27 protein-coding genes are annotated in these 23,572 nt (G+C 67.8%); 12 read left to right on the top strand and 15 right to left on the bottom strand.

All coding sequences use genetic code 11. From position 1 onward, the window contains the following. Positions 1–50 precede the first annotated feature (50 nt). From ACEU5R_RS28110 to ACEU5R_RS28065, 10 genes are all read right to left on the bottom strand, one after another. Positions 51–452, bottom strand: coding sequence for a PTS sugar transporter subunit IIA (locus ACEU5R_RS28110; protein WP_392413055.1), 402 nt, complete (start codon positions 450–452; stop codon positions 51–53). A gap of 18 nt (positions 453–470) precedes the next feature. Beyond that, positions 471–1,424 carry a glutathione synthase gene (gshB, locus tag ACEU5R_RS28105; protein WP_103273804.1) on the bottom strand — a complete coding sequence of 318 codons (954 nt, stop codon included), beginning with the start codon at positions 1,422–1,424 and terminating at the stop codon, positions 471–473. A gap of 243 nt (positions 1,425–1,667) precedes the next feature. Next, positions 1,668–2,234, bottom strand: a complete 567-nt coding sequence (gene infC / locus ACEU5R_RS28100; protein ID WP_199771040.1) for a translation initiation factor IF-3 — start codon at positions 2,232–2,234, stop codon at positions 1,668–1,670. Positions 2,235–2,239: 5 nt separating this feature from the next. Further along, positions 2,240–4,192, bottom strand: a complete 1,953-nt coding sequence (thrS, locus tag ACEU5R_RS28095; RefSeq protein WP_103273802.1) for a threonine--tRNA ligase — start codon at positions 4,190–4,192, stop codon at positions 2,240–2,242. 399 nt (positions 4,193–4,591) lie between these two features. After that, the gene (locus ACEU5R_RS28090; RefSeq protein WP_103273801.1) at positions 4,592–4,831 is read right to left on the bottom strand and encodes a DUF3820 family protein; all 240 of its coding nucleotides are present in this window, start codon (positions 4,829–4,831) and stop codon (positions 4,592–4,594) included. Then, positions 4,831–5,382: a cysteine hydrolase family protein gene (locus ACEU5R_RS28085; RefSeq protein WP_392413052.1), complete on the bottom strand. Its 552-nt coding sequence runs from the start codon at positions 5,380–5,382 to the stop codon at positions 4,831–4,833. The genes ACEU5R_RS28090 and ACEU5R_RS28085 overlap by 1 nt, the downstream gene beginning before the upstream one ends. Before the next feature lie 140 nt (positions 5,383–5,522). Next, positions 5,523–6,101: a GNAT family N-acetyltransferase gene (locus ACEU5R_RS28080; RefSeq protein ID WP_392413051.1), complete on the bottom strand. Its 579-nt coding sequence runs from the start codon at positions 6,099–6,101 to the stop codon at positions 5,523–5,525. Then, a complete protein-coding gene (locus tag ACEU5R_RS28075) occupies positions 6,082–7,011 on the bottom strand; it encodes a sigma-70 family RNA polymerase sigma factor (protein ID WP_103273799.1) in 930 nt (309 codons plus the stop codon). The genes ACEU5R_RS28080 and ACEU5R_RS28075 overlap by 20 nt, the downstream gene beginning before the upstream one ends. Before the next feature lie 15 nt (positions 7,012–7,026). After that, positions 7,027–7,473 (bottom strand): carboxymuconolactone decarboxylase family protein, encoded by a 447-nt coding sequence (locus ACEU5R_RS28070; protein ID WP_392413049.1) that lies wholly within the window; start codon positions 7,471–7,473, stop codon positions 7,027–7,029. Positions 7,474–7,651: 178 nt separating this feature from the next. Beyond that, entirely contained in the window at positions 7,652–8,125 is a 474-nt protein-coding gene (locus ACEU5R_RS28065) for an OsmC family protein (protein ID WP_103273797.1), read from the bottom strand. A 143-nt stretch (positions 8,126–8,268) separates the two neighbouring features. Here ACEU5R_RS28065 and ACEU5R_RS28060 point away from each other — a divergent pair, with 143 nt between their 5' ends. Then, a complete protein-coding gene (locus ACEU5R_RS28060) occupies positions 8,269–8,682 on the top strand; it encodes a copper resistance protein NlpE (protein WP_392413057.1) in 414 nt (137 codons plus the stop codon). Between the two features lie 165 nt (positions 8,683–8,847). Here ACEU5R_RS28060 and ACEU5R_RS28055 read toward each other — a convergent pair whose 3' ends face one another. Both ACEU5R_RS28055 and fmdA read right to left on the bottom strand, forming a co-directional pair. After that, on the bottom strand, positions 8,848–9,180 hold the full coding sequence (locus ACEU5R_RS28055; RefSeq protein ID WP_392413046.1) for a zinc ribbon domain-containing protein: 333 nt from the start codon (positions 9,178–9,180) through the stop codon (positions 8,848–8,850). A gap of 11 nt (positions 9,181–9,191) precedes the next feature. Next, on the bottom strand, positions 9,192–10,421 hold the full coding sequence (fmdA, locus tag ACEU5R_RS28050; protein ID WP_392413044.1) for a formamidase: 1,230 nt from the start codon (positions 10,419–10,421) through the stop codon (positions 9,192–9,194). A gap of 423 nt (positions 10,422–10,844) precedes the next feature. Here fmdA and ACEU5R_RS28045 point away from each other — a divergent pair, with 423 nt between their 5' ends. The 11 genes from ACEU5R_RS28045 (at position 10,845) to ACEU5R_RS27995 (ending at position 21,992) form a co-directional block, all read left to right on the top strand. Beyond that, positions 10,845–11,150, top strand: a complete 306-nt coding sequence (locus ACEU5R_RS28045) for a type II toxin-antitoxin system RelE/ParE family toxin (RefSeq protein ID WP_392413042.1) — start codon at positions 10,845–10,847, stop codon at positions 11,148–11,150. A 77-nt stretch (positions 11,151–11,227) separates the two neighbouring features. Next, positions 11,228–11,515: an addiction module antidote protein gene (locus tag ACEU5R_RS28040; RefSeq protein WP_103273793.1), complete on the top strand. Its 288-nt coding sequence runs from the start codon at positions 11,228–11,230 to the stop codon at positions 11,513–11,515. Positions 11,516–11,592: 77 nt separating this feature from the next. After that, positions 11,593–11,946 (top strand): hypothetical protein, encoded by a 354-nt coding sequence (locus ACEU5R_RS28035; RefSeq protein ID WP_392413040.1) that lies wholly within the window; start codon positions 11,593–11,595, stop codon positions 11,944–11,946. A gap of 181 nt (positions 11,947–12,127) precedes the next feature. Then, positions 12,128–13,819: an ATP-binding cassette domain-containing protein gene (locus ACEU5R_RS28030; RefSeq protein ID WP_392413038.1), complete on the top strand. Its 1,692-nt coding sequence runs from the start codon at positions 12,128–12,130 to the stop codon at positions 13,817–13,819. A 116-nt stretch (positions 13,820–13,935) separates the two neighbouring features. Beyond that, positions 13,936–14,448, top strand: a complete 513-nt coding sequence (locus ACEU5R_RS28025) for a winged helix DNA-binding protein (protein ID WP_103273790.1) — start codon at positions 13,936–13,938, stop codon at positions 14,446–14,448. A 9-nt stretch (positions 14,449–14,457) separates the two neighbouring features. After that, positions 14,458–16,311, top strand: a complete 1,854-nt coding sequence (locus tag ACEU5R_RS28020; protein WP_392413036.1) for a dipeptide ABC transporter ATP-binding protein — start codon at positions 14,458–14,460, stop codon at positions 16,309–16,311. A 40-nt stretch (positions 16,312–16,351) separates the two neighbouring features. Continuing rightward, entirely contained in the window at positions 16,352–17,872 is a 1,521-nt protein-coding gene (locus ACEU5R_RS28015; RefSeq protein ID WP_392413034.1) for an ABC transporter substrate-binding protein, read from the top strand. Between the two features lie 71 nt (positions 17,873–17,943). After that, a complete protein-coding gene (locus ACEU5R_RS28010; RefSeq protein WP_103273787.1) occupies positions 17,944–18,867 on the top strand; it encodes an ABC transporter permease in 924 nt (307 codons plus the stop codon). Positions 18,868–18,872: 5 nt separating this feature from the next. Beyond that, on the top strand, positions 18,873–19,739 hold the full coding sequence (locus tag ACEU5R_RS28005) for an ABC transporter permease (RefSeq protein WP_392413032.1): 867 nt from the start codon (positions 18,873–18,875) through the stop codon (positions 19,737–19,739). Positions 19,740–19,758: 19 nt separating this feature from the next. Then, positions 19,759–21,498, top strand: coding sequence for a peptidase M14 (locus tag ACEU5R_RS28000; RefSeq protein WP_392413030.1), 1,740 nt, complete (start codon positions 19,759–19,761; stop codon positions 21,496–21,498). A gap of 56 nt (positions 21,499–21,554) precedes the next feature. Further along, entirely contained in the window at positions 21,555–21,992 is a 438-nt protein-coding gene (locus ACEU5R_RS27995; RefSeq protein ID WP_103273784.1) for an acetyltransferase, read from the top strand. Positions 21,993–22,093: 101 nt separating this feature from the next. On the opposite strand, the gene ACEU5R_RS27990 is transcribed toward ACEU5R_RS27995, so the two are convergent. The 3 genes from ACEU5R_RS27990 to ACEU5R_RS27980 are packed head-to-tail and all read right to left on the bottom strand — an operon-like array spanning position 22,094 to position 23,526. Next, the gene (locus tag ACEU5R_RS27990) at positions 22,094–22,276 is read right to left on the bottom strand and encodes an oxidoreductase-like domain-containing protein (protein ID WP_392413028.1); all 183 of its coding nucleotides are present in this window, start codon (positions 22,274–22,276) and stop codon (positions 22,094–22,096) included. A 9-nt stretch (positions 22,277–22,285) separates the two neighbouring features. Next, positions 22,286–22,912: a GNAT family N-acetyltransferase gene (locus ACEU5R_RS27985; protein ID WP_392413026.1), complete on the bottom strand. Its 627-nt coding sequence runs from the start codon at positions 22,910–22,912 to the stop codon at positions 22,286–22,288. An 11-nt stretch (positions 22,913–22,923) separates the two neighbouring features. Beyond that, on the bottom strand, positions 22,924–23,526 hold the full coding sequence (locus ACEU5R_RS27980; RefSeq protein WP_103276415.1) for a bifunctional 2-polyprenyl-6-hydroxyphenol methylase/3-demethylubiquinol 3-O-methyltransferase UbiG: 603 nt from the start codon (positions 23,524–23,526) through the stop codon (positions 22,924–22,926). Positions 23,527–23,572 lie beyond the last annotated feature (46 nt).

Genomic DNA, 23,572 nt, shown 5'->3' with positions numbered 1-23,572 from the left:
CCGCGCCGGCTGAAATATTACGCCCGAATGATAGGGCATATTCTTAGCCGTCAGTCTACACGCAAGACGCCTTGCACTCCCCCCGCCAGCGCTTTTTCGCGCGTCTCGGCCAGCGGCAGGTTGCGATAGGTCAGCGCCCGCAGCAGCATCGGCGTGTTCAGGCCGGCCAGCACGCAGCACTGGATGCCCTGGGCCTGGGCATCGGCCACCGCGCGCTTGGCGATGTTGGCCGGGGTGGCGCCGATCAGGTCGGTCAACACCAGCACGCCGCCGCCCAGCTCCTGGTCCAGGATGTCCTTGAGCACGGCCGGCGCCAGGTCATCAGGCAGGTCTTCCGGCTGGATGTCGTGGATGGCCAACATGCCGTCCAGGTTGCCCATCACGTGGCTGGCGCAATCCCGCATCGCGGCGCCGAGCGGCGCGTGGACAACGATAACAATACCCGTGGTCATGGCAGCAATCCCGCGGCCTCAGGCCGCTGCTTTCTCGAGCGCCTGCGCGAACATGCCGGCGACGTCGAAGCCGGTCTGTTCGGCGATCTCCACGAAACAGGTGGGGCTGGTGACATTGACCTCGGTGACGTAGTCGCCGATGACGTCCAGGCCGACCAGCAGCAGGCCGCGGGCGGCCAGCTTGGGCGCCACCGCCTCGGCGATCTCGCGGTCGCGCGGCGACAGCGGCTGGGCCACGCCACGTCCGCCGGCCGCCAGGTTGCCGCGCGTTTCGCCGGCCAGCGGGATGCGGGCCAGGCAGTACGGCACGGGCTCGCCGCCGATCAGCAGGATGCGCTTGTCGCCCTTGACGATCTCGGGGATGTAGCGCTGCGCCATGATGGTGCGCGCGCCGTTGTCGGTCAGCGTTTCCAGGATGGCGTTGAGGTTGGGATCCTTGGGCTGCAGCCGGAACACGCCGGTGCCACCCATGCCGTCCAACGGCTTGACGATCACGTCCTGGTGCTTGTCGTGGAAGGCTTTCAGACGGGCCATGTTGCGGGTCACCAGCGTGGGCGCGGTGAACTCGCTGATTTCGGTGATGGCCAGCTTTTCCGGGTGGTTGCGGATGGCCGCGCCGGTGTTGAAGACCTTGGCGCCCTGCTGCTGGGCGTATTCCAGCAGATGGGTGGAATACACGTATTCCATGTCGAAGGGCGGATCCTTGCGCATGACGACCGCGCCCAGATCGGCCAGGCGCACATCCCGGGCCTCGGCTTCGCGCCACCAGTCATGACCATGCAGGTCCGCCCCGTCGACCAGCTCGATGGGCGTGGCCACGGCGCGGACGGCGCCTTCCTCGATATACAGGTCGCCCTGCATGGCCACGCTGAGCGTATGCCCGCGCGCGACCAGCGCGCGCATCATGGCGACCGAACTGTCCTTGTACGCCTTCAAGAGCGGCAAGGGATCCAAAACGAACAAAACGTGCATCGCGACACCCTGAACGGACGCCGCCTTCCCTCGCGGGAAGGCGGCTTGATTGCCACATCGTAGCGCAGAGCCGCCCAATAAGCGAACCCGCCGGTCGTCCTGGCGGACGCGGCGGGTTCGTGACTTGCATTCGGGGCTGCCCCGGCCGGCTCCGGGCCGGCGTGAAACGCCGGTCGGGAACGTCGACCAGAAACGCGCCGACCCGAAACGCCAGAGCCTCCCCGGAGGGAGGCTCTGTGGGACTCAGGCGGCCGATTCGGCCTTGCCCGCGGGGGCGGCCTTCTTCTTCGGCGCCAGCACCATGACCATCTGACGGCCTTCGAGCTTCGGCATGGCTTCGACCTGGGCCAGTTCGACCAGATCGTCGCGCACGCGCTCAAGTACCCGCATGCCCAGTTCCTGGTGAGCCATTTCACGGCCACGGAACCGCAGCGTCACCTTGGCCTTGTCGCCTTCCTCGAGGAAGCGGCGCAGGTTGCGCAGCTTGACCTGGTAGTCGCCCTCGTCGGTGGCAGGACGGAATTTGACTTCCTTGACCTGGATGACCTTCTGCTTCGAACGAGCTTCGGCTTGACGCTTCTGCTCTTGGTACTTGAACTTACCGTAGTCCATCAAACGGCAGACCGGCGGTTCGGCGTTCGGCGCGATTTCCACCAGATCCACGTCGCTTTGCTCGGAAAGACGGAAGGCGTCGGCGATCTTGACGATGCCCAGCTGTTCTCCGTCCAGACCTATCAGGCGCACCTCGGGGACGCGGATTTCACCGTTGATGCGATTGGCTTTTTCAGTGGCGATGTTGAAAGTTCCTATAAATGTTAAACAGCGCTGCTGTCGGGGTGAACAACGTCGCGGCGGGTGGAGACGTCCTCGGACAGGCGCGCGACGAAGTCGTCGAAGGCGATTGCGCCGAGATCCAGTCCGCCCAGGCCGCGTACGGCGACGGTGCCATTTTGCTTCTCCTTGTCGCCGACGACGAGGATGTACGGCACCTTCTGCAGGCTGTGCTCCCGGATTTTACGAGTGATTTTTTCACCGCGCAAATCCGATTCAACCCTAAAGCCTTGTTTTTTCAGGCTTTGCGCAATTTGAGCCGCATAATCAGCCGAAGGCTCGGAAATGCAGCACACCACGGCCTGCACCGGAGCCAGCCAGGGCGGCATCGCGCCGGCGTGGTTTTCGATCAGCATGCCGATGAAACGCTCGAGCGAACCCAGGATCGCGCGGTGCAGCATGACCGGCGGACGGCGCTGGTCGTTCTGGTCCACATACTCGGCGCCCAGGCGCACGGGCATGGAGAAGTCGACCTGGATCGTGCCGCACTGCCAGTGGCGGCCGATGGCGTCCTTCAGCGTGTACTCGACCTTGGGGCCGTAGAAGGCGCCCTCGCCCGGCGAGATCTCGAATTCGCAACCGGTGCGGCGCAGGCTTTCCATCAGCGCCGATTCGGCCGTGTCCCAGACCTCGTCCGAGCCGATGCGCTTCTCGGGACGCGTGGCGACCTTGTACAGCACCTCGGTGAAGCCGAAGTCGCGGTAGACCTTCTGCAGCAGGGCCGTGAAATCGGCGCACTCGTCCTGGAGCTGTTCCTCGGTACAGAAAATGTGGCCGTCGTCCTGGGTGAAGCCGCGCACGCGCATCATGCCGTGCAGCGAGCCGGACGGCTCGTTGCGGTGGCACTGGCCGAACTCGCCGTAGCGCAGCGGCAGCTCGCGGTACGAGTGCAGGCCGGCGTTGAAGATCTGCACGTGGCCGGGGCAGTTCATGGGCTTCAGGCCGTAGACGCGGTTCTCGGACTCCGTCGTGAACATGTTTTCACGGTAGTTGTCCCAGTGGCCCGTCTTCTTCCACAGCGAGATGTCGAGAATCTGCGGCGCCTTCACTTCCTGGTAGCCGTTGTCGCGATAGACGCCGCGCATGTACTGCTCGACCTGCTGCCACAGCGCCCAGCCCTTGGGGTGCCAGAAGATCAGGCCGGGGGCCTCGTCCTGGAAATGGAACAGGTCGAGTTCGCGGCCGATCTTGCGGTGATCGCGGCGCTCAGCCTCTTCCAGCATGTGCAGGTAGGCGTCCTGCTCGTCCTTGGTGGCCCAGGCCGTGCCGTAGATGCGCTGGAGCATCTCGTTCTTGCTGTCGCCGCGCCAGTAGGCGCCGGCCACCTTCATCAGCTTGAAGACCTTGAGCTTGCCCGTGGACGGCACGTGCGGGCCGCGACACAGGTCGATGAACTCGCCCTCGCGGTACAGGCTCAGCGTCTCGTTGGACGGGATCGAGGCGATGATCTCGGCCTTGTACTTTTCGCCAATGCCCTTGAAGAATTCGACGGCGTCGTCGCGCGACCATTCCTCGCGCGTCACAACTTCGTCCTTCTTGGCCAGCTCGGCCATCTTCTTCTCGATGGCGGCCAGGTCTTCCGGCGTGAAGGGGCGCTTGTACGAGAAGTCGTAGTAGAAGCCGTTGTCGATCACGGGGCCGATGGTGACCTGCGCGTCCGGGAACAGCGACTTGACCGCGTAGGCCAGCAGGTGCGCCGTGGAATGGCGGATCAGGTCCAGGCCGTCGGCGTCCTTGGCGGTGACGATGGCCAGGCTCGCATCGGACTCGATGCGGTAGCTAGTGTCGACCAGCTTGGACTCGGCGCCGTCGAACGCCACGCGGCCGCCCAAGGCGGCCTTGGCCAGGCCCGTGCCGATCGACTGCGCGACGTCGGCGACCGTGACCGGCCCCGGATACTGGCGCTGCGAACCATCGGGCAATGTGATCTGTACCATCGGGAGTGCTTCCTGGGTTCTGAAAACGAAAGAGGTATGCGGAAAACGCGGAAACGAAAAACGCGGCCTATGCCGCGTTTTCTGGATTTGTCTTGCTATGAGCTTTACCGCCGACTTGCCACGGTGAAACCCGACGCACGAAAAAACTTAACGCGACATAGGGCGAAAGTTCCAAGTAGTAGTTCGTGCCTGCGGGAAAAACATGATGTCGGGACCGCTTGGGGGCTTGGACTCGGTTTGGTGCTTGGACCCGTTTGGGGCTTGGACTCGGATTTGTCCTGCCTGGACCTATCCTGAGTAGGACGTCGCCGATTGTAGCACCGTTCGCGCGCATTTCGTGACATTTGCGCGACAGCGCCGGCGCCAAGGCCCGCCCTGCCCGCCCCTGTCCCGCCCGCTTCACTTGCCCTGGCCCACCTTGCCAGCGCCCGTCTTGCGCAGCGGCGCCAGCAGGGAAGCCAGCCCGTTATGGTCCAGCTCGTGCATCAGCGCCAGCAGCCGGCCCAGCTCGCCGGGCGGAAAGCCCTTGCGCGCGAACCAGGCCAGGTACGGCCCGGGCAGGTCGGCGATCAGCCGGCCCTGGTACTTGCCGAAAGGCATGGTCCGCGTGACCAGCAGCGACAGCAGCTCCGGATCCATCAGGCCCCACCCCCGGCCGGGAAATCGATGGCGGCGGCCGGCAGCGCCTGGATCCGCACGCCGAAACTGCTGATCGCCGGCAGCGTGGCATTGTGGTGCTCGCGGATGCGGGCGCCGGGAGCATGCGGCTTGTCGTGGGTGGTGTGGGCGTCGGCCGCCAGCGTCACGGGAAAGCCCAGCCCGGCCGCGCGGCGCACGGTGGTGTCCACGCAGAACTCGGTGGCATAGCCGCAGATCACCAGGCGCGACGCACCAGCCGCCTCCAGCTCGTCGAACAAGGTGGTGCGCAGGAACGAGTCGGGCGTGGTCTTGCGCACGCGCCGGTCGCCGGGCGCCGGCGTGAGCCGTAAATCCAGGTCCACGCCAGGCTGGCCGACGGCCATCGCCCCGTCGCGGGTTTCGTGCTGGACGTAGATGACCGGCGCGCCGGCGGCGCGGGCGCGGTCGGCCAGCGCATTGATGCGTTCGAGAACGGCGTCGGCATCGGCCGGCGGCGGCGAGGTTTCGAACAGGGCGCGTTGCACGTCGATCACGATCAGGGCGGCAGACACGGCGGCTCCATGGGCGATAAAAAGGAAGGGGCTAGTCTACCTTGCGCCGACGCATCGGCAGGCCGGCGACGGCGATGCGCCGATGGTGCCGGCGGCGCGATACGCCAACGCCATCAGCCCTGCCAGCCCCGCCAGCCCCATCAGCCACAATCAGCCACGCCGCCCGCCGGCGGCCAGGTGCGCGCGTAGATCCAGAAGTGGCGCGATGCGCCGGCGACCTCGCGATAGGCGTGCAACAGCCCCTCGCGCTGGAAGCCGCAGCGTTCCAGCACCCGCAGCGAAGCCTGGTTGGTGTCGAGCACCGTGGCCTGGATGCGGGCGTAGCCCAGGTCCCGCAGGGCCCACTCGGCCAGCTTGCGGCAGGCCTCGCTGGCGACGCCCCTGCCCCAATACGTCGGCGCCAGGTCGTAGGCGATCTCGGCGCGCCGGTGCGGAATGGAGATTTCGTTCAGGCCGATCGTGCCGACCAGCCTGTCGTCCGGCCCGGCGATCGCCAGCCGCATGCTGTTGGAACGCGCCGGCTCGGCATAGGCGCGGATCAGCGCCGACAGCGTGGCCGGGCCATCGAGCCGCCAGCTGGTGTGGCGCGTCACTTCCTCCAGGCGCAGGTAGTCGTGCCAATCATCGGCATCGGCCTCGCGCATGGCGCGCAGGCGCAGCCCGGGCAGGTCCAGCGCGGGCAGGTTCAGGCCGTATCGTTCAGGGGGATAGGGGCGCATCGGGTTCGGCGGACTGGCGCGGCGCCAGGGCCGCGACATGGCGCAGCTTATCAGGGTTGCGCACCATGTAGACCGCCACGATCCGGCCATCCTGGATGTCCAGCGATATCGAGCGCGGCAGGCCGTCGGCCTCGGTGCCCAGCACGGCGGGCATGCCGTTCAGGCGCACCACGGCCGCGCCCAGCAGCTTGCCGCCCGGCTTGCCCGCGATGCCGGCGAAGAAGCGCGCCACCTTGTCGCCGCCCATGACCGGTCGCAGCGTGGCGGCCTTCTTGCCGCCGCCGTCCGAGTGCAGCACCGCGTCGTCGGCCAGCAATTGCCGCAGGGCGCCCAGGTCGCCTTCGCGCGACGCCTGCAGGAAGGCCTCGGCGATGCGCAGGCCGTCCTGCTCTGTGGCCGCGAAGCGCGGCCGCGCCTCGCGCACGCGCTCGCGCGCCCGCAACGCCAGCTGTCGGCAGGACGCCTCGTTGCGTCCCAGCGTCCGGGCGACCTCCGAGTAAGGCTGGTCAAAGACATCGTGCAGCAGGAAGGCGGCGCGTTCGGGCGCCGACAGCCGCTCTAGCGCCAGCATCAGCGCCACCGACAGATCGTGCGCCAGCGCGCCCTCGCCCAGCCCGCCGTACAGGCCGGCGTCGGGCAGCGGCTCGGGCAGCCACGGGCCGACGTATTCCTCACGGCGCGCGCGGGCCGATTTGATGTAGTCCAGGCACAGGCGGGTCACGGTGCGGGACAGGTAGGCGCGCGGCGCGTCGACCTGCGCTCGATCGACATCGCGCCAGCGCAGCCAGGCTTCCTGCACCATGTCCTCCGCCTCGGACCATGAGCCCAGCATGCGGTAGGCCAGTCCCTGCAAAACACGGCGATGGGGCTCGAAATCGGCGACGGCGTCGCCTGCGGTCAATGCGCTCATGCTGGGCGTCGGCCTTCAGTCTTTGGGATGCACGGAACGGAAACCGACGGCGATGCGGTTCCAGCCGTTGATCATGTTGATGACCAGCGTCAGGTTAACCCGCTCCTCTTCGCTGAAGTGGCGGGCCAGTTCGTCGTAGTCGGCGTCGGGCGCGCCGGTGTCCGCCAGCCGGGTCAGCGCTTCGGTCCAGGCCAGGGCGGCGCGCTCGCGGCCGGAATACAGCGACGACTCGCGCCAGGCCGGCAGCAGGTAGATGCGCATCTCGGTCTCGCCCAGCTTGCGGGCGTCGCTGCAATGCATGTGGATGCAATAGGCGCAGCCATTGATCTGGGAGGAACGGATCTTGACCAGCTCGATCAGGCTTTTTTCCAGGCCGCAATGCTCGGCGGCCTCGGTCAGGGCCAGCATGGCCTTCACGGCCTTGGGCGCGGCGGTATAGGGATTCAGGCGGGCGGTGCTCATGATGGTCTCTCTCTGCTCATGCGGTTGGAAAAGGGATCGGGCGTCCGTTGCGAAGCGCCGTCGTGCATAAGACGAGACAGCCGGCGGCCGCGTGACAGCCGGCCGCCGGAAAATTGTAAAAGTTATCGCCGCGACGGCGCCGCCCCGCCGCCGCCATGGACGCCCGCGATACCCGGCCCTAGCCTTCCTCGACGATGCGCGGCTCGCACAGCACCGGGAAATTCACCGAATTGGCGATGTAGCAGAAGTGATGCGCGCGCTCGTGCAACGCGGCGGCCAGCGCGGTGTCCGCCCCCGGCGCCACGCCGACGACGGGACGCAGCACCACCCGCGTGAACGCCCCGCCGCGCTCGGGATCCTCGGCCATCAGGCCCTCGGCCTCGTCGCGGTACGACAGCACGCGCACGCCCTCGACGGCGCACAGGTGCAGATACCAGAGCTTGTGGCAGGCCGATAGCGACCCGACCAGCAGGTCTTCCGGATTCCAGCGCGTCCGGTCGCCGCGAAACGCGGGGTCGGATGAGCCGGGGATGTCGGGCTTGCCCTCGGCCTGGATCAGGTGGTTGCGCGAATAAGACTTGTAGTCGGACGTGCCGGAGCCGGTGTTGCCGGTCCATTCCACGCGGACGAGGTAGCGGTGTTCGCCGTTCATTGCGATGATGCGCCTGTCGGATGAAGGGCAGGACAGCGTAATGCACGCCTCCGCGCGCCGTCTCGCGTCTTACATCCGGTTTCAGCGGCCCGCGGCTTCCATCCGTATCGTGGGCCGGTTTTGCCAAACAGGAGCTCGCCATGATGATCAAGACCACCCTGACCTGCGCCCTGACGCTAGCCTTCCTGACCGCCTGCGCTCCGTCGCGCAACGCCGCCCCCGTGGACAGCCACACGGCGCGCGACTCGCTGGACTGGGCCGGCAGCTACGAAGGCGTGCTGCCCTGCGCCGACTGCCCGGGCATCCGCACGCGCGTGACCCAGTCCGACAACGGCCGCTACGAAAAGCAGACCCAGTACCTGGACCGCCAGCCCCAGCCCGAAGTCGTGGCCGGCACCTTTTCGTGGGAATCCGACGGCAGCACCATCCGCCTGGACGCCTCCGGCGACAGCCAGCGCTACTTCGTCGGCGAAAACCAGCTGACCCAGCTATACCGTGACGGCACCCGCCCCACCGGCCCGCTGGCGCCCCACTACGTACTACCCCGCATGAGATAGCCGCCCCAAAGCGCCCGCGTGCTCCTCAGGAGTGCATGCCTGTGGGCCGCAAGAATGAGCCCGCCCCGCAAGACGCTGCCCCAAAGCGGGATGCCACGGATCCGGCTCCGCCGGTCCGTAGGCATGCCCCTGGGGGAAGCGCGCAGCGCTTCGGGGGGGCCTCATTCAGTGGCTGATCATCCAGGGGCGGGAGCCGGCGAAGGACTTGGCGCCGTCCGCCGCCACCCGGGTCTTGCCGGACTTGCGTCCGCCCGAGCAGCAGCCGCAGTTCATGCCGTGGCCGGCGCGCGAGCTGCGCGGCTCGTTGGCGTTGCGCTCGTTCGCCGCGCGCGCCCGGTTCACCGCCGACGACAGCGCCGAGATGGCCGGCGCGCCGCCCACGATGCGTTCCGAGGACGCGCCGCATTGCGGGCAGTCGGCGGGATCGCGCCACTGCGCCAGCGGCCGCAGCGCCGAGAACTCGCCGCAGCCGCCGCAGGCATAGTCATAGATGGGCATGATGCGGGCTCCTAGCGATCGCGCGACAGCGGCATGTCGACGCCACCCTTGATGTGCTTCACCGGTCCCGAGGCCGAGGGCTGGATGTCGAAATCGAAGATCTCGGTCGGCAGCCACAGCGTGGCGCAGGAGTTGGGAATGTCCACCACCCCGCTGATATGGCCCTGCACCGGCGCGCACCCCAGGATGGAATAGGCCTGGGCGCCGGAATAGCCGAACTTCTTCAGGTATTCGATGGCGTTCAGGCAGGCCTGGCGATAAGCCACGTTCACGTCCAGGTAGTGCTGCTTGCCCTGCTCGTCGACCGAGATGCCTTCGAAGATCAGGTAATCCTTGTAGGTCGGCGTGATCGGGCTGGGCTTGAAAATGGGATTGCGGATGGCGTACTTGTCCATGCCGCCCTTGATCAGCGACACGCGCATGTGGACCCAGCCGGCCATCTCGATGGCGCCGCAGAAGGTGATTTCGCCGTCGCCCTGCGAGAAGTGCAGGTCGCCCACCGACAGGCCGCCGCCCTTGACGTAGACCGGGAAGAACACGCGCGCGCCGCGCGAGAGGTCCTTGATGTCGCAGTTGCCGCCGTGCTCGCGCGGCGGCACCGTGCGCGCGCCCTCGGCCGCCGCGCGATCGCGGTCGGCGCCCTGCAACGCGCCCATGTGCGCGGTCTTGGGCGCGGGCGGGTTGGCCAGCGGCGGCACGCGGTTCGGATTGGTGTCGATCAGCGCCTGCTCGCGCTTGTTCCAGTCGTCCAGCAATTTCTTGTCGGGCAGGCAGCCGATCAGGCCGGGATGGATCAGGCCGGCGAAATTCACGCCCGGAACGTGGCGCGAGGACGTGAACATGCCGTGGAAATCCCAGATGGATTTCTGCGCGTGCGGAAAATGATCGGTCAGGAAGCCGCCGCCATTGTTGCGGCTGAAGAAGCCGTTGAAGCCCCACAGGCTGTCGGGCTTGGCGCCGATGTCCAGCAGGTCCACCACCAGCAGGTCGCCGGGTTCGGCGCCCTCCACGCCCACCGGCCCGGACAGGAAGTGCACGGTGGACAGGTCCACGTCGCGCACGTCGTCGGCGCTGTCGTCGTTCTTGATCGCGCCGCCGGTCCAGTCATAGGTTTCCAGGACGAAGTCGTCGCCGGGCTTGACCCAGACCGCCATCGGAATATCCGGATGCCAGCGGTTGTGGATCTGCTTGTTCTCGTAGGGGGATTGGGCCAGGTCGACCTTGATGAGCGTGTCGGTCATTCTCTTTCATCTCCAGCGTGGGCGTTGATAAAACAGAACTGTCTGTCCAGGATCATCCAGCCGGACGGCGCGGGCGCGCCCCGCAGATCCTTGACATGTAAAGCAAGGTAGACCAGTTTCGGGTGGAGGTAAACCGTGTTCGGGCCGATTTCGATCAGGGGATTCCTGGGGTTGCCTATATCGCCTGCTTGCCCACCGCAGGCAATGCGAAAAACCAGCGTGTCAAGGGATTTCCACCTATCAAGAATGAGGATGGAGCCATGTCCTTCGAGGCGGCAAGATGTAGCCGGATGACTACAAAGTTTCTTGCACCTTCGTAGCCATATGGCTACACTTCTTTTCGTAGCCTCATGGCTACAAGAATCACGGACCAGGAAACGCACATGACAGTCATCGACTATCAAAAGGCGAGGCCAGGAACCCGTGAAAGAACTCCGCAGCACCCAAGCCTATGATGACTTCGAAGCCCGCCTGAAAGACAAGGTCGGCAAGGCGCGAATACAAGCACGCATACAGCGACTGGCCCTCGGAAACCCAGGCAGATGCCGGCATCTGGAAAAGGGAGTCTCTGAATTGAAAATTGATTTCGGTCCCGGCTATCGGGTGTATTTCACCGAACGCATCGCGGGAACCATCGTCATCCTGCTTGCAGGAGGAGATAAATCGACCCAGGACGCCGATATCAGGATGGCGCTACGCCTGGTCGACAAACTGGACTGGAATTTCTGAAAACCAGACGGCTGCCGTCAACGCCGTTGAAGCTGCCAGCATCGCCCCCTTTACTGTCGCTCCACAGGGAGCCCCCCATGCGCAAACTGACGACACGGAAATACGACATCGCGGAGCGCCTGAAAACGCCCGAGGAAATGGCGCTCTACCTGGACGCATGCATCGCCGAAGGCGATGCGGCGCTGATTGCCAAGGCGCTCGGCGATATCGCGCGCGCCAAGGGCATGACCCAGGTCGCGCGGGACACCGGGCTGTCACGCGAGAGCCTGTATAAAGCGCTGTCCGGGGAGCGCGCCCCCGACTTCAGCACCATTCTCAAGGTCTTGCGCGCGCTTGGCCTGCGCCTGCATGCCACCCTTGCCTGAGCGCTGCATGGCAGCCCAGTTATGATGCAGTCCCCGAACCCGGCGCGCCCTTTCCTGTTGCGCCCTTCCGCCTGTCCATGACCGCATCCCGCCTCCTGTCCGCCGCCCTGCTGCTCGCCGCCTTCTCCAGCTCGGCTGCCGCCGAAGACTGCGTCGCGGCCTTCGATTCCGCGCAGTCGGACTACCGGCGCGCCCAGTCGGCGCAGGACGCGCTGGAAGCGACGCGCGGCGGCAAGCTCGACGGCACGCTGTGCCAGGGGCGGCTGGACCTGCTGGACCTGCGCTTCGAACTGGCCGACCGCTACGAAGTCTGCGCGCGCGATGGCGGAACCTTTCCCGCCGACACGGCCGACGCGATGGATCGGGAAGCCGGCATGCTGGCTTCGCAGAAATCCGACTGGATCAAGGTCTGTGGCCCGCTCATGAAGTAGCCGGCGCAGGCCGCGCCGCGACCGCGACGGGCACGGACCGCCGCAGTCGATATGCGACAATGGCTGCTCACTTCACCGCCGGGAGCGCCCCCGCCATGAACCTCTAAGCCTTCCTCCGATCCGTCCTTGCCGCCGGCAGCCCGCCGCGTCCGCAAGGCCCGTTCATCGTCAGGAGCGCTTCATGGCCCACGCACCCCACGCGCCCGCGCCGGCGCGGCCCCTTTCCTCTGCCCTGCAATCCCGCGCGCCGCTCGCGGCGACTTTCCATATCAGCCTGCGCCACGTCAGCCATGCGCTGCCCGACGGCCGCATGCTGCTGGAAGACGCCAGCCACGATTTCGGCGTGGCGCGCCACGGCCTCATCGGGCGCAACGGCGCGGGCAAGACGCTGCTGCTGCGACTGCTGCTCGGCGAACTGCCTGCGCAATCCGGCCGCATCGAGCGTCGCGGACGCATCGCCGCCGTGCCGCAGTCCCTGCCCGCCGGCCCGGGCGTCACGCTGGCGGATGTGGCGGGCATGACGCCCGCGCTGCGCGCCCTGGCGCGCATCGAGGCCGGCACCGGCAGCCAGGCCGACTTCGACCTGATGGATGGCCGCTGGCGCGTCCGCGAGGAATGGCCGCGCATGCTGGCGGACGCCGGTCTGCCGGCCTGGCCGCCGGAACGGCCGGCAAGCGCCGTCAGCGGCGGCGAACTGACCCGCGTGGCGCTGGCCGGCGCGCTGGCGCAAGGCGCCGACGGACTGCTGCTGGACGAGCCCACCAATCATCTGGACGCCCGCGCCCGGGGCTGGCTGATGGACAGGCTGACCACCTGGCGCGGCGGCCTGATCGTCGCCAGCCATGACCGGACCCTGTTGGACACGATGTCGGACATCGTGGCGCTGGAACGCGGCGCGCTGGCCGGCCACGCCGGCAACTACAGCGCCTATCGCAGGCACCATGAACAGCAGGCCGCCTCGGCCGATGCCGCGCTGGCCCACGCCCGCGCAGAACGCGATGCCGGCCTGCGGGCACTGCGCCAGCGCCACGACGCCGAGCAGCGACGCGGCGCGCGCAATGCGCGGCAGGCGCGCGACGCAAATCAGGCGCCCATCCTGCTGGGCATGAAGAAGGCCAGCGCTGAACGGCACGCCGGCCGCGAGCGGCTGCGCATGCAGGCCGCCGCCCAGGCGCTGGACGCCGCCGTGCGGCAGGCGGCCGCCAAGGTCGCGCCCGCCGCCGCCATCGCGCTCGCCCTGCCCGAAACCGCCGTGCCGGCCGGCCGCCGCGTGCTGCATCTGGAGGCGGCGACCCCGCCCTGGCCCGCCGGCGCGCCAGCCCTGTCGCTGAACCTGTCCGGCCCCTTCCGGCTGGCCCTGCAAGGCCCCAATGGCTGCGGCAAGAGCACGCTGCTGGCCATGCTGGCCGGCGAACTCGCGCCCCTCGGCGGGCGCTGCGAGGTCGGCGTGCCGACGGCCATCCTGGACCAGCGTGCCTCGGCGCTGGGCGATGCCGAGACGCTGCTGCAAGCGCTGGACCGGCTCGGTGCGCGGTTGCCCCAGGGCGAATTGCGCAGCCGGCTTGCCCTGCTGGGCCTGGGCCCCGCCCAGGTGGATGCGCCAGCGGCCCGGCTCAGCGGCGGCGAAAGGATCAAGGCGGCGCTGGCCTGCGCGCTGTGGCGGCGGGAGCCGGCGCAATTCCTGCTGCTGGACGAACCCACCAATCATCTGGACCTGGCGTCGGTGCAGGCGCTGGAGGAGGCGCTGTCCGGCTATCCCGGCGCGCTGGCGGTGGCCTCGCACGACGCGGCCTTCCTGGCGGCGCTGCGGCCCACGCATCGGCTCGCCTGGGAAAACGGGAGATGGACGGACGCAACGGCGGCGCCGGCATGACCCAAGCCGGCACGGCGCCGGCCTGACGCCGGGTAATCCCGAATGCCCTGACAGCAACGAATCGTTAATAATTCGCTAACGTTTTGTCATCGATCCCTTGCTGTCCGCCGTACCCCATGCCTGCTTCCCGCCGGGACGCCATCGTTTCCTCCTCCCATCTCGCTTCTTCCTCCCCCGAGCTGTCCGAGGTGGAGTTCGGCCTGATCATCGCCTCGCACGCCTTCAACCGTTGGATGGTGCGTTGCATGGCCTGCGCCGGCCTGCCCGAGCTGACCTCGCTGGATATCCTGGTCCTGAACCATGTGTTCCATCGCGGCCGCGGCAAGAAGCTGGCCGACATCTGCTTCACGCTCAATGTCGAAGACACGCACCTGGTGAACTACTCGCTCAAGAAGCTCGAGCGGCTGGGCGTGGTGCGCGGCGTCAAGACCGGCAAGGAAGTGATCTATTCCACCACCGACGAAGGCGCCGCGGCGATCCGGCGCTATGCCGAGGTGCGCGAGCAATGCCTGGTCAAGCCCTACATCGATTCGCCCGCCGCGGACGAGGCCAGCCATCAGCTGGCCAACACCCTGCGCGCGCTTTCCGGCCTGTACGACCAGGCCGCGCGCGCCGCCACCTCGCTGTGAGATTCCACGTTGTCTAGCTCCACTGCCTCCCCTGCCGCCCCGCTGCTGTCCGTGCGCGGCGTATCGGTCGACTTCAATACCGACAACGGCGTGTTCCGCGCGGTCGAGAACCTGGACTTCGACGTGCGTCCCGGCAAGACGCTGGCCATCGTCGGCGAGTCCGGCTCGGGCAAGTCGGTCACGTCCATGGCCATCATGCGGCTGACCGACTACACCAACGGCCGCATCGCCTCGGGCCAGATCCTGTTCCGCGACGGCGCCGGCCAGGAGATCGACCTGGCGCGGGCGTCCGAGGAGCGCATGCGCGCGATTCGCGGCAACGACATCGCCATGATCTTCCAGGAGCCGATGACCTCGCTGAACCCGGTGTTCACGGTCGGCGACCAGATCATCGAGGCCATCATGCTGCACCAGCAGCTTTCGCGCGGTGCCGCCCGCAAGGCCGCGCGCGCGCTGCTGGAAAAAGTGCGCCTGCCCGACGCCGAGGCATTGCTGGACCGCTATCCGCACCAGCTGTCCGGCGGCATGCGTCAGCGCGTGATGATCGCCATGGCCCTGTCCTGCCAGCCTCGCCTGTTGATCGCCGACGAGCCGACCACCGCGCTGGACGTCACCATCCAGGCGCAGATCCTGAACACCGTGCGCGCGCTGCAGCGCGACCTGGGCACCGCCGTGATCTTCATCACCCACGACATGGGCGTGGTGGCCGAGATGGCCGACGACGTGGTGGTGATGCTGCGCGGCAAGAAGGTCGAACAGGGCACGGTGGAAGAGATCTTCCGCGCGCCCAAGCACCCCTATACCCGCGCCCTGCTGGCCGCCGTGCCGCGCCTGGGCAGCCTGACCGGCCGCGACCTGCCGCTGCGCACGCCGCAGACCGTGCTGGAGGACGGCGAGCTGCGCGAAGTGGGCGAGACCCGCGACCAGGACACCGCCCGCTACGACGAGCCGGTGCTGCGCGTGGAAAAGCTGACCACGCGCTTTGACGTGGGCCACAACCTGTTCGGCCGCGTCACGCACCGCGTGCACGCCGTCGAGGAAGTCAGCTTCGACGTCTATCCGGGCGAGACGCTGGCGCTGGTGGGCGAATCGGGCAGCGGCAAGTCCACCATCGGCAAGACCCTGCAGCAGCTGATCGCGCCCACCGGCGGCGCGGTGCGCTACAACGGCCAGGACATCTTCTCGATGGACAGCGCCGGCCGCCAGCGGCTGCGCCAGGAGATCCAGTACATCTTCCAGGATCCCTACGCCTCGCTGGACCCGCGCAAGACCGTGGCCTTCAGCATCGCCGAACCGATCCGCACGCACGGCCTGCTGTCGGACGAGGCCGCCATCGCGCGCCGCGTCGGCGAGCTGCTGGAACAGGTGGGCCTGAAGCCCGAGCACGCCGCCCGCTATCCGCATGAATTCTCGGGCGGCCAGCGCCAGCGCGTCTGCATCGCGCGCGCGCTGGCCAGCAACCCCAAGCTCATCATCGCCGACGAATCGGTGTCGGCGCTGGACGTGTCGATCCAGGCGCAGATCCTGAACCTGCTGATGGACCTGCAGAAGGACCGTGGCCTGTCCTACCTGTTCATCACCCACGACATGGCGGTGGTGGAGAAGGTCAGTCACCGCGTGGCGGTGCTGTACCTGGGCCAGATCGTGGAACTGGGCACGCGCCGCCAGATCTTCGAATCGCCGCAGCACGCATACACCCGCAAGCTGCTGGCCGCCGTGCCGGTGGCCGAGCCGGGCCGCCACATCGACACCTCGCTGATCGAAGGCGAGATCCCCAGCCCGGTGCGCCGCGTCGGCGACGAGCCGGCCATCATTCCCCTGGCCGAGTTCGCGCCCGGCCACCTGGTCGCCCGCGCGGCCTGATTCCCTTACGTCAGCATATTCCCCGTCCCTGGAGGCGACCATGCATTTCCTCAGCAAGACCTTCTCCGCCACCGCGCTGGCCCTGGCCCTGGGCGCCGCCCTGCCCGCCGCGCATGCCGCCGGCACGCTCAACGTGGCCATCAACCAGGATCCGGGCAGCTGGGACCCGATCGACACCTTCGTGACCTTCTGGGGCTCGGTGGGCAGCAACCTGTACGACGGCCTGACCATGCGCGGCGCCGACCTGAAGCTGCAACCCGGCCTGGCCACCAAGTGGGAATACCTGGACGACAACAAGCGCCTGCGCTTCACGCTGCGCCAGGGCGTCAAGTTCCATAACGGCGAGCCCTTCAACGCCGAGGCCGTGAAGTTCACCTTCGACCGCCTGCTGGGCGCGGAAGGCGCCAAGGGTCCACAGAAGTCCAACTACGACTCGATCGGCGAGGTGAAGGTCGTGGACGAGAACACCGTCGACTTCATCCTCAAGCAGCCGGACCCGGTGCTGCTGACCAAACTGGCCGGCTACGGCGCCATGATCGTGCCGCCCAAGTACATCCAGGAAAAGGGCGAGGACAACTTCAACACCCACCCGGTCGGCACCGGCCCGTTCAAGTTCGAGAGCTACCAGCCCAAGGTCAACGTGACCCTGGCGCGCAATGACGAATACTGGGGCGGCAAGCCCAAGCTGGACAAGGTGGTCTACCGTTTCATCGGCGAGCCCGGCACCCAGGTCGCCGAGCTGCAGGCCGGCCGCGTCGACATCGCCACGCTGATCCCGCTGGGCCTGATCGAGACCGTGAAGAAGTCCGGCAACGCCGACGTCATCTCGACCGGCGGCCCGGTGGCTTTCGCCCTGCGCTACAACACCAAGACCGGCATCACCAGCAACCGCGACGTGCGCCGCGCGCTGATCATGGCCGTGGACCGCGACGCCATCGTCAAGCAGCTGCTGCTGGGCCAGGCCAAGACCATCGCCAGCTTCCAGGGACCGCAGTCGTTCGGCTACAACCCCGAGCAGAAGCCCCTGCCCTTCAATCCCGCCGAAGCCAAGAAGCTGCTGGCCGCCGCCGGCGTGAAGCCGGGCGCCACGGTGCAGATCGACGTGCGCGGCAGCGACTCGAACTTCCGTGAAGTGGCCCAGGCCGTGTCCGGCTACCTGCAGGCCGTGGGCGTGCGCGCCGCCATCAAGCCGTATGAGACCGGCGTGCTGCTCAACGACATCATCCCCGGCGGCAAGACCGGCGAAATGTGGCAGAACCAGTGGGGCGGCTGGACCTACGACTACGACAACACGGCCTACCTGATGTACCACACGGGCCAGAAGTGGAACCCGTACGACAACGACGCCAAGCTCAACGCCATGCTGGAAGCGCAGCGCACCGTCTACGACGTGAAGAAGCGCGAAGCCATGCTGCAGGAAATCGCCGGCTACGTGGCCGACCAGGCTCTGGAGCTGCCGCTTTACAGCCTGAACACCATCGTGGGCGTGAACAAGCGCGTCAAGAACCTGGAAGTGCCCGGCGACATCCGCTTCCGCTTCCTGAACACCTCGGTTGACTGAGCGCCGCCCTGGCGCTGACTTGAAGCATTAACCCCACCGACCCGCCCCGGCGCAAGCCGGGGCGGCGCCTTATGACCGGATTTCTCATCAAACGCGTGCTGCAGGCGGTCTTCGTGATCGTGGCCGTCACGCTGCTCGTTTCCTATGCCGTGCGCCTGACCGGCGACCCCGCGCTGATGCTCAGCCAGGGCTCGGGCAGCGTCACCGAGCAGGACCTGGCCAACATCCGCCAGGCGCTGGGCCTGAACCGCCCGTTCCACGAACAGTACCTGTCCTACATGCAGGGCCTGCTGCACGGCGACTTCGGCCGCAGCTTCATGGGCGGCACCCCGGTCGCCAAGCTGATCGGCGACGCGCTGCCCGCCACGCTGATGCTGGCCTTCAGCTCGCTGATCGCCTCGATCCTGATCTCGCTGCCGCTGGGCATCCAGGCCGCCATCAAGCGCGGCAAGCCCACCGACCAGGCCATCCGCATCCTGTCGCTGGTGGGACTGTCGTTCCCCAACTTCTGGCTGGCGCTGATGCTGGTGCTGCTGCTGTCCATCACCTTCCCGCTGCTGCCGCCCTCGGGCTGGAGCGGCCCGGCCAGCCTGGTGCTGCCGTCGCTGACCATGGCCATCATCCTCAGCGCCACCAACATCCGCCTGGTGCGCACCACCATGCTGGAAACGCTGTCGGCGCAGTACATCATGGTCGCGCGCAGCAAGGGCCTGAAGGAACGCGTGGTGCTGTACAAGCACGCGCTGCGCAACTGCGCGATTCCGCTCATCACCTACCTGGGCCTGCAGTTCGGCGGCCTGATCGGCGGCATCGTGGTCATCGAGATGGTGTTCAACTGGCCCGGCCTGGGCACGCTGGCGTTCGACGCCATCTCCGGCCGCGACTACCCCGTGCTGCAGGGCACGGTCACGGTGCTGGCCGCCGTCATCGTTCTGGTCAACCTGATCGTCGACATCGCCTACGGCATCGTCGATCCCCGTATCCGCACGCGCTGAGCCCCATGCAGACCACCACCACCACCGCCGCCCCCAAGGCCGCCAAGCCGCGCAGCCGCTACCGCTCGCTGGAGTTCGTGCTGGGCGCCTGCCTGACCGGCGTCATGATCCTCCTGGTGCTGGCCTCGGGCTGGCTGTTCCCCGACGGCGGCGAATCCATGGACCTGGCCGCCCGCCTGACCGCGCCCTTCGCCAGCGCGGCCCACCCCTTCGGCACCGACCCGCTGGGCCGCGACGTGCTCGCCCGCGTCATCGTCGGCGGCAAGATTTCGCTGCTGGTCGGCTTCGCCTCGGTGCTGGGCGGCGCGCTGCTGGGCATCATCATGGGCCTGATCTCCGGCTACTACCGGGGCTTCTGGGACATGATCGTGATGCGCTTCGCCGACGTGCAGCTGGCGCTGCCCTTCATCCTGGTGGCCATCACGTTCATCGCCATCCTGGGCGGCGGCCTGTTCAACGTGATCTTCTTCATGATCATCTCGCAATGGGTGCAGTACGCGCGACTGGTCCGCGCCCAGGTGCTGGCGCTGCGCGAACGCGAGTTCGTGCTGGCCGCGCGCGCCTTCGGCGTGCGCGACCTGGCCATGATCCGCCACCACATCGTGCCCAACCTGCTGGGCCCGCTGGTCATCCTGATGACGCTGAACGTCGCCAACAATATCCTGCTGGAAAGCAGCCTGACCTTCCTGGGCCTGGGCGTGGATCCCATGATCCCGAGCTGGGGCGGTATGCTTGCCGACGGCCGCACCTACATGCAGACCGCATGGTGGGTCAGCGTCTTCCCCGGCCTGGCCATCATGCTGACGGTGCTGGGCCTGAACCTGCTGGGCGACTGGCTGCGCGACCGCCTCGATCCCACCGGCAAGGCCTAGGCCTCCAAGGAACACACGCATGTCATTGCTGGACAAAACATTCGACCGCACGCTGGACGCCTGGACCCACGCCTACATGGCGCCGGCCTGGCGCGGCGCGCACCTCGAGGGCTGGCTGTTCGAGGACGCCCAGGCGCGCCGCGCCGCCGAGGCCCGCCTGGCCCAGGCCGGCGTGCAGGCGCGCTTTCGCAGCGCCTACAAGCCGCTGCTGCATTACTTCCTGGAAGAGGTCGAGCGCGACGGCCTGGTCGCCGCCGAGATCCGCTATCCCCTGCACGAACACGCCCAGGCCAAGCGCTTCACGCTGGAGGCCTATCCACTGGTCGCCCTGCTGGACGGCGTGCGCGTGACACTGCAGCCCGGCGCGTCCGACCTGCACTATGACGTCGACCTGCGCTACGCCGACGGCCGCGAGATCCAATCGCGCGTGTTCGCGCCCAACCAGCTCGGCCATGCGCCGGACGGCGTGGCCGAACTGTCGCCCACCGGCTGGCTGCGCGTGCGCGACGCCGCCGGCGAGACCCGCGTCGACGCCGCCCAGGCCACCGAGTACCAACTGGCGTTCCGCGCCGCCGTCGACGCGGTGCGCAACCATGCCTGGGGCGCCCACGAACCCTACTTCGAGCGCCTGGAGATCCGCGTCGACCTGCCAGGCATCGACTTCGCGCTGCCGGTCGACGAGGAAATCGTCAGCACCTACGAGGCGCTGCACGAGGACCTGTACTTCTCGCTGCTGGAACACTTCCAGCAGCATTCCGGCCGCCCGCCCGGCGACCGCGGCCTGCAGCCCGGTCAGATCATTCCCGACGTGCGCCGCCACGACGGCGCCGCGCGCGTGCGCATCTCGGTCGAAGCCTTCACGCCCATATCGGCGGTCACGCCCGCCCTGCCCGGCTTCCCGCTGGCGCAGGCGCGCGAGCCGCTATCGGCGGCGCAGATCGCCGGCTGCATGGCGGCCCTGGGCGGCGACACGTTCCAGGCCACCTCGCGCCAGGGCCGGCCGGTGCTGGGCACCTACCTGCGCGGCCCCGGTCCCGCCGTCTTCATTTCCGGCGCCCAGCACGCCAACGAAACCTCCGGCGTGGTCGGCGCGCTGCGCGCGGCGCAGGCGCTGGCCGCCAGCGGCAAGGGCCACTTCGCGCTGATCGCCGCCGAGAATCCGGACGGCTACGCCCTCTTCGCGCGCCTGCGCGAGCAGCATCCGCGCCACATGCTGCACGCCTCGCGCTACAGCGCGCTGGGCGACGACATCGCCTACCGCGAGCGCGCGCCGTTCTTCGAGCGCGACGGCCGCCACCAGGCGCACGCCATCAGCGGGGCCCAGCTGCACATCAACCTGCACGGCTATCCCGCCCATGAATGGACGCGCCCCTTGTCAGGCTACCTGCCGCGCCATTTCGAGCTGTGGACCATCCCGAAAGGCTTCTTCCTGGTGCTGCGCCACCACCCCGGCTGGGGCGAACGCGCGCGCCGGCTGATCGAGGGCGTCACGGCCCGGCTGGCCCGCAACGTGCCCGGGCTGGTGGAATTCAATGCCCGGCAGCTGGAACTGTTCCGCGCGCATGCGCTCGAAACCGGATTCGCGGTAATGAACGGCATCCCGGTGCAGGTCACGGAAACGGACCGCGAGGAATTGCCCATGGCGCTGATCTCCGAGTTTCCGGATGAAACCGTCTACGGCGACCGCTATGTTTTCGCGCATACTGTCCAGATGGAAACCGTGCTGGCGGCAACCGACATCTATCGTTCAGGGCTTTAGCGACACGCGACACGGCGCCGACCGGCCGGCGCCCGACATACAGAATCAATAAGAAAATGAACATCCGAGAACGCAACCACGGCGACGATCTGGCCCTGGTGGACATCTGGCTCAGGTCCGTCCGCGCCACCCATGCCTTCCTGACCGAAAAGGACATCCAGGCGCTGTACCCGCAGGTGCTCAACGTGCGCCTGCCCGCCGTGCGGGTCTGGGTCTGTGAGGACGAGGCCGGCGAGATCGCCGGCTTCATCGGCCTGAAGGGCAACAAGGTGGACATGCTGTTCGTGGACGCCAGCAAGCGCGGCAAGGGCGCGGGACGGCGCCTGCTGAATTTCGCGCTCTCGCTGCACGGCTCGCTGCAAGTCGACGTGAACGAGCAGAATCCGCAAGCCATCGGCTTCTACCGGCACTACGGCTTCGTCGACGTCGGCCGCTCGGAACACGACGAGGCCGGCCAGCCCTTCCCCATCATCCACATGAAACTGGCGGGCTGAACCCCGCCGGCGGTCTTGCGCCAAGACGCGCCGCTCCCTCGCGGCCCGATCAGGCTGTGCTGCCGGGCGGATGCGCCCGCAAGCCTGCGCGGGACCACACGCTAGGCCTCGGGATGACGCGCCTTCCAGGCCTTCAGCTCGTTGCGATAGCGGTCCATCGCCTCGTTGTAGAGGTCGTACACACAGGGTATGCAGCCGCTGTTGCAGCATTCCTCGGGCGCGGGCGCCTCGGGAGGAACGGGCGGCGGGTCCTGGTCGATCGGGGGTACGGCGCGGATGTTCATGACGGAATGTTAGCGCTCCGGCGCGGCGCCGCCAGGCTTGCCGCCCAGGTGCGCGCCGGTTGAGACAGACTCGCCCTCCTGCCATTGCCCCCGACCCAGTTCATAGCGCAGCTTGGGTTCACCCGTGACGGAAGACGCCTGGCCCGCGCAGCGCAAGCCGGCCTTCTCCAGCACACGGCGCGAGGCGCCGTTCGACGCCAGCACGGTCGCCGTCATGCTGGACAGTTCCAGCAAGCCGAATCCCATGGCCACGAGCGCGCGGGCGATCTCTCCGGCATAGCCCAGGCCCCAGGCCGAAGGCACGAAGGCGTAGGCGATCTCCGCCACGGACGCGCCATCACGGGCCCCGGCCTCGGACGCGACACGCTTGAGTCCGGCGCGGCCAATCAGCGCGCCGCTGCCGCGCTCATTCAGCACATACATGCCGAAACCATGCCGGGACCAATGCTCGGTGTTCTGCAACAGATAACGCCGGCTGGCCGCCGTATCGCGCGTGCCGCCCATGGTGGCCATCAACGCCGCGTCGGCGTGCATGGCGGCCACGAAAGCACCGTGCGTCCCGGTCATGCGCGTGGCGCGCAGGCGCTCGGTGACGAAGGCGTCGGGCAACCCCGTCCGCGTTGCGCCCTCAGCCATGTCCTGCGCCTTCATGACCACCTCAGCCCCAGCATGCTCCAGCGCACGTCGCCGCGATCCAGCATGTCCCCGCGCGTGCCCAGATGATGGCTGGACAGCCCGTGGCGCGCGGCCAGCGCGATGGTCTCGGCAGCCGACACGTCGAACATGCGACGGCCCGGCGGCACCGGGCCGTGGCGCAGCGTCATCAGGATCTGGCCGCCCGGCGCCAGCAGCCCGGCCAGGCTGGCCATGCCTGCGACGCGCTCGTCCTCGTCCAGATGCATCCAGACCGCCGTCAGCATGATCAGGTCATAACGCTCGCCACGCGCCCGCAGGCCGTCCAGGCCGGGCAAGGCGTCATCGCTCCACGCCAGTCCCGGCACGTCATGGCGGCGCTGGCCTTCGGCGCGCAGCTCGGCGGTGGGTTCAACCGCGATCACCTGGTGGCCCATGCGCGCCAGCGCCGCGGCGTCCCGGCCCGAGCCGGCGCCGATGTCCGCGATGCGGGCCGGCGCCGGCGGGATCAGATGGGCCACTTCGGCATGCACGTCGGCAAAGCTGATGCTCTCGTAGCGCTCGGCCAGGGCCATGGCGTGCTCGCCATAACCCTGGGTTCCCGACACCCGGGTCATTGCTGGCCGGGCTGGCTCGGCGGGGGGGGGGGGGGGGGGGGGGCCG

The sequence above is a fragment of the Achromobacter sp. 413638 genome (assembly GCF_043119405.1).
Classification (GTDB): domain Bacteria; phylum Pseudomonadota; class Gammaproteobacteria; order Burkholderiales; family Burkholderiaceae_B; genus Achromobacter.
The sequence above is the reverse complement of the archived record's forward strand: the minus strand, read 5'-3'. Positions and strand labels throughout refer to the sequence as shown.

Coding starts and splice junctions, on each gene's coding strand:
- ACEU5R_RS28110 (WP_392413055.1), bottom strand. CDS start 452: ATGACCACGGGTATTGTTATCGTTGTCCACGCGCCGCTCGGCGCCGCG.
- gshB (WP_103273804.1), bottom strand. CDS start 1,424: ATGCACGTTTTGTTCGTTTTGGATCCCTTGCCGCTCTTGAAGGCGTAC.
- thrS (WP_103273802.1), bottom strand. CDS start 4,192: ATGGTACAGATCACATTGCCCGATGGTTCGCAGCGCCAGTATCCGGGG.
- ACEU5R_RS28090 (WP_103273801.1), bottom strand. CDS start 4,831: ATGGATCCGGAGCTGCTGTCGCTGCTGGTCACGCGGACCATGCCTTTC.
- ACEU5R_RS28080 (WP_392413051.1), bottom strand. CDS start 6,101: ATGCGCCCCTATCCCCCTGAACGATACGGCCTGAACCTGCCCGCGCTG.
- ACEU5R_RS28075 (WP_103273799.1), bottom strand. CDS start 7,011: ATGAGCGCATTGACCGCAGGCGACGCCGTCGCCGATTTCGAGCCCCAT.
- ACEU5R_RS28070 (WP_392413049.1), bottom strand. CDS start 7,473: ATGAGCACCGCCCGCCTGAATCCCTATACCGCCGCGCCCAAGGCCGTG.
- ACEU5R_RS28065 (WP_103273797.1), bottom strand. CDS start 8,125: ATGAACGGCGAACACCGCTACCTCGTCCGCGTGGAATGGACCGGCAAC.
- ACEU5R_RS28060 (WP_392413057.1), top strand. CDS start 8,269: ATGATCAAGACCACCCTGACCTGCGCCCTGACGCTAGCCTTCCTGACC.
- ACEU5R_RS28055 (WP_392413046.1), bottom strand. CDS start 9,180: ATGCCCATCTATGACTATGCCTGCGGCGGCTGCGGCGAGTTCTCGGCG.
- fmdA (WP_392413044.1), bottom strand. CDS start 10,421: ATGACCGACACGCTCATCAAGGTCGACCTGGCCCAATCCCCCTACGAG.
- ACEU5R_RS28040 (WP_103273793.1), top strand. CDS start 11,228: ATGCGCAAACTGACGACACGGAAATACGACATCGCGGAGCGCCTGAAA.
- ACEU5R_RS28035 (WP_392413040.1), top strand. CDS start 11,593: ATGACCGCATCCCGCCTCCTGTCCGCCGCCCTGCTGCTCGCCGCCTTC.
- ACEU5R_RS28030 (WP_392413038.1), top strand. CDS start 12,128: ATGGCCCACGCACCCCACGCGCCCGCGCCGGCGCGGCCCCTTTCCTCT.
- ACEU5R_RS28025 (WP_103273790.1), top strand. CDS start 13,936: ATGCCTGCTTCCCGCCGGGACGCCATCGTTTCCTCCTCCCATCTCGCT.
- ACEU5R_RS28015 (WP_392413034.1), top strand. CDS start 16,352: ATGCATTTCCTCAGCAAGACCTTCTCCGCCACCGCGCTGGCCCTGGCC.
- ACEU5R_RS28010 (WP_103273787.1), top strand. CDS start 17,944: ATGACCGGATTTCTCATCAAACGCGTGCTGCAGGCGGTCTTCGTGATC.
- ACEU5R_RS28005 (WP_392413032.1), top strand. CDS start 18,873: ATGCAGACCACCACCACCACCGCCGCCCCCAAGGCCGCCAAGCCGCGC.
- ACEU5R_RS28000 (WP_392413030.1), top strand. CDS start 19,759: ATGTCATTGCTGGACAAAACATTCGACCGCACGCTGGACGCCTGGACC.
- ACEU5R_RS27995 (WP_103273784.1), top strand. CDS start 21,555: ATGAACATCCGAGAACGCAACCACGGCGACGATCTGGCCCTGGTGGAC.
- ACEU5R_RS27990 (WP_392413028.1), bottom strand. CDS start 22,276: ATGAACATCCGCGCCGTACCCCCGATCGACCAGGACCCGCCGCCCGTT.
- ACEU5R_RS27985 (WP_392413026.1), bottom strand. CDS start 22,912: ATGGCTGAGGGCGCAACGCGGACGGGGTTGCCCGACGCCTTCGTCACC.
- ACEU5R_RS27980 (WP_103276415.1), bottom strand. CDS start 23,526: ATGACCCGGGTGTCGGGAACCCAGGGTTATGGCGAGCACGCCATGGCC.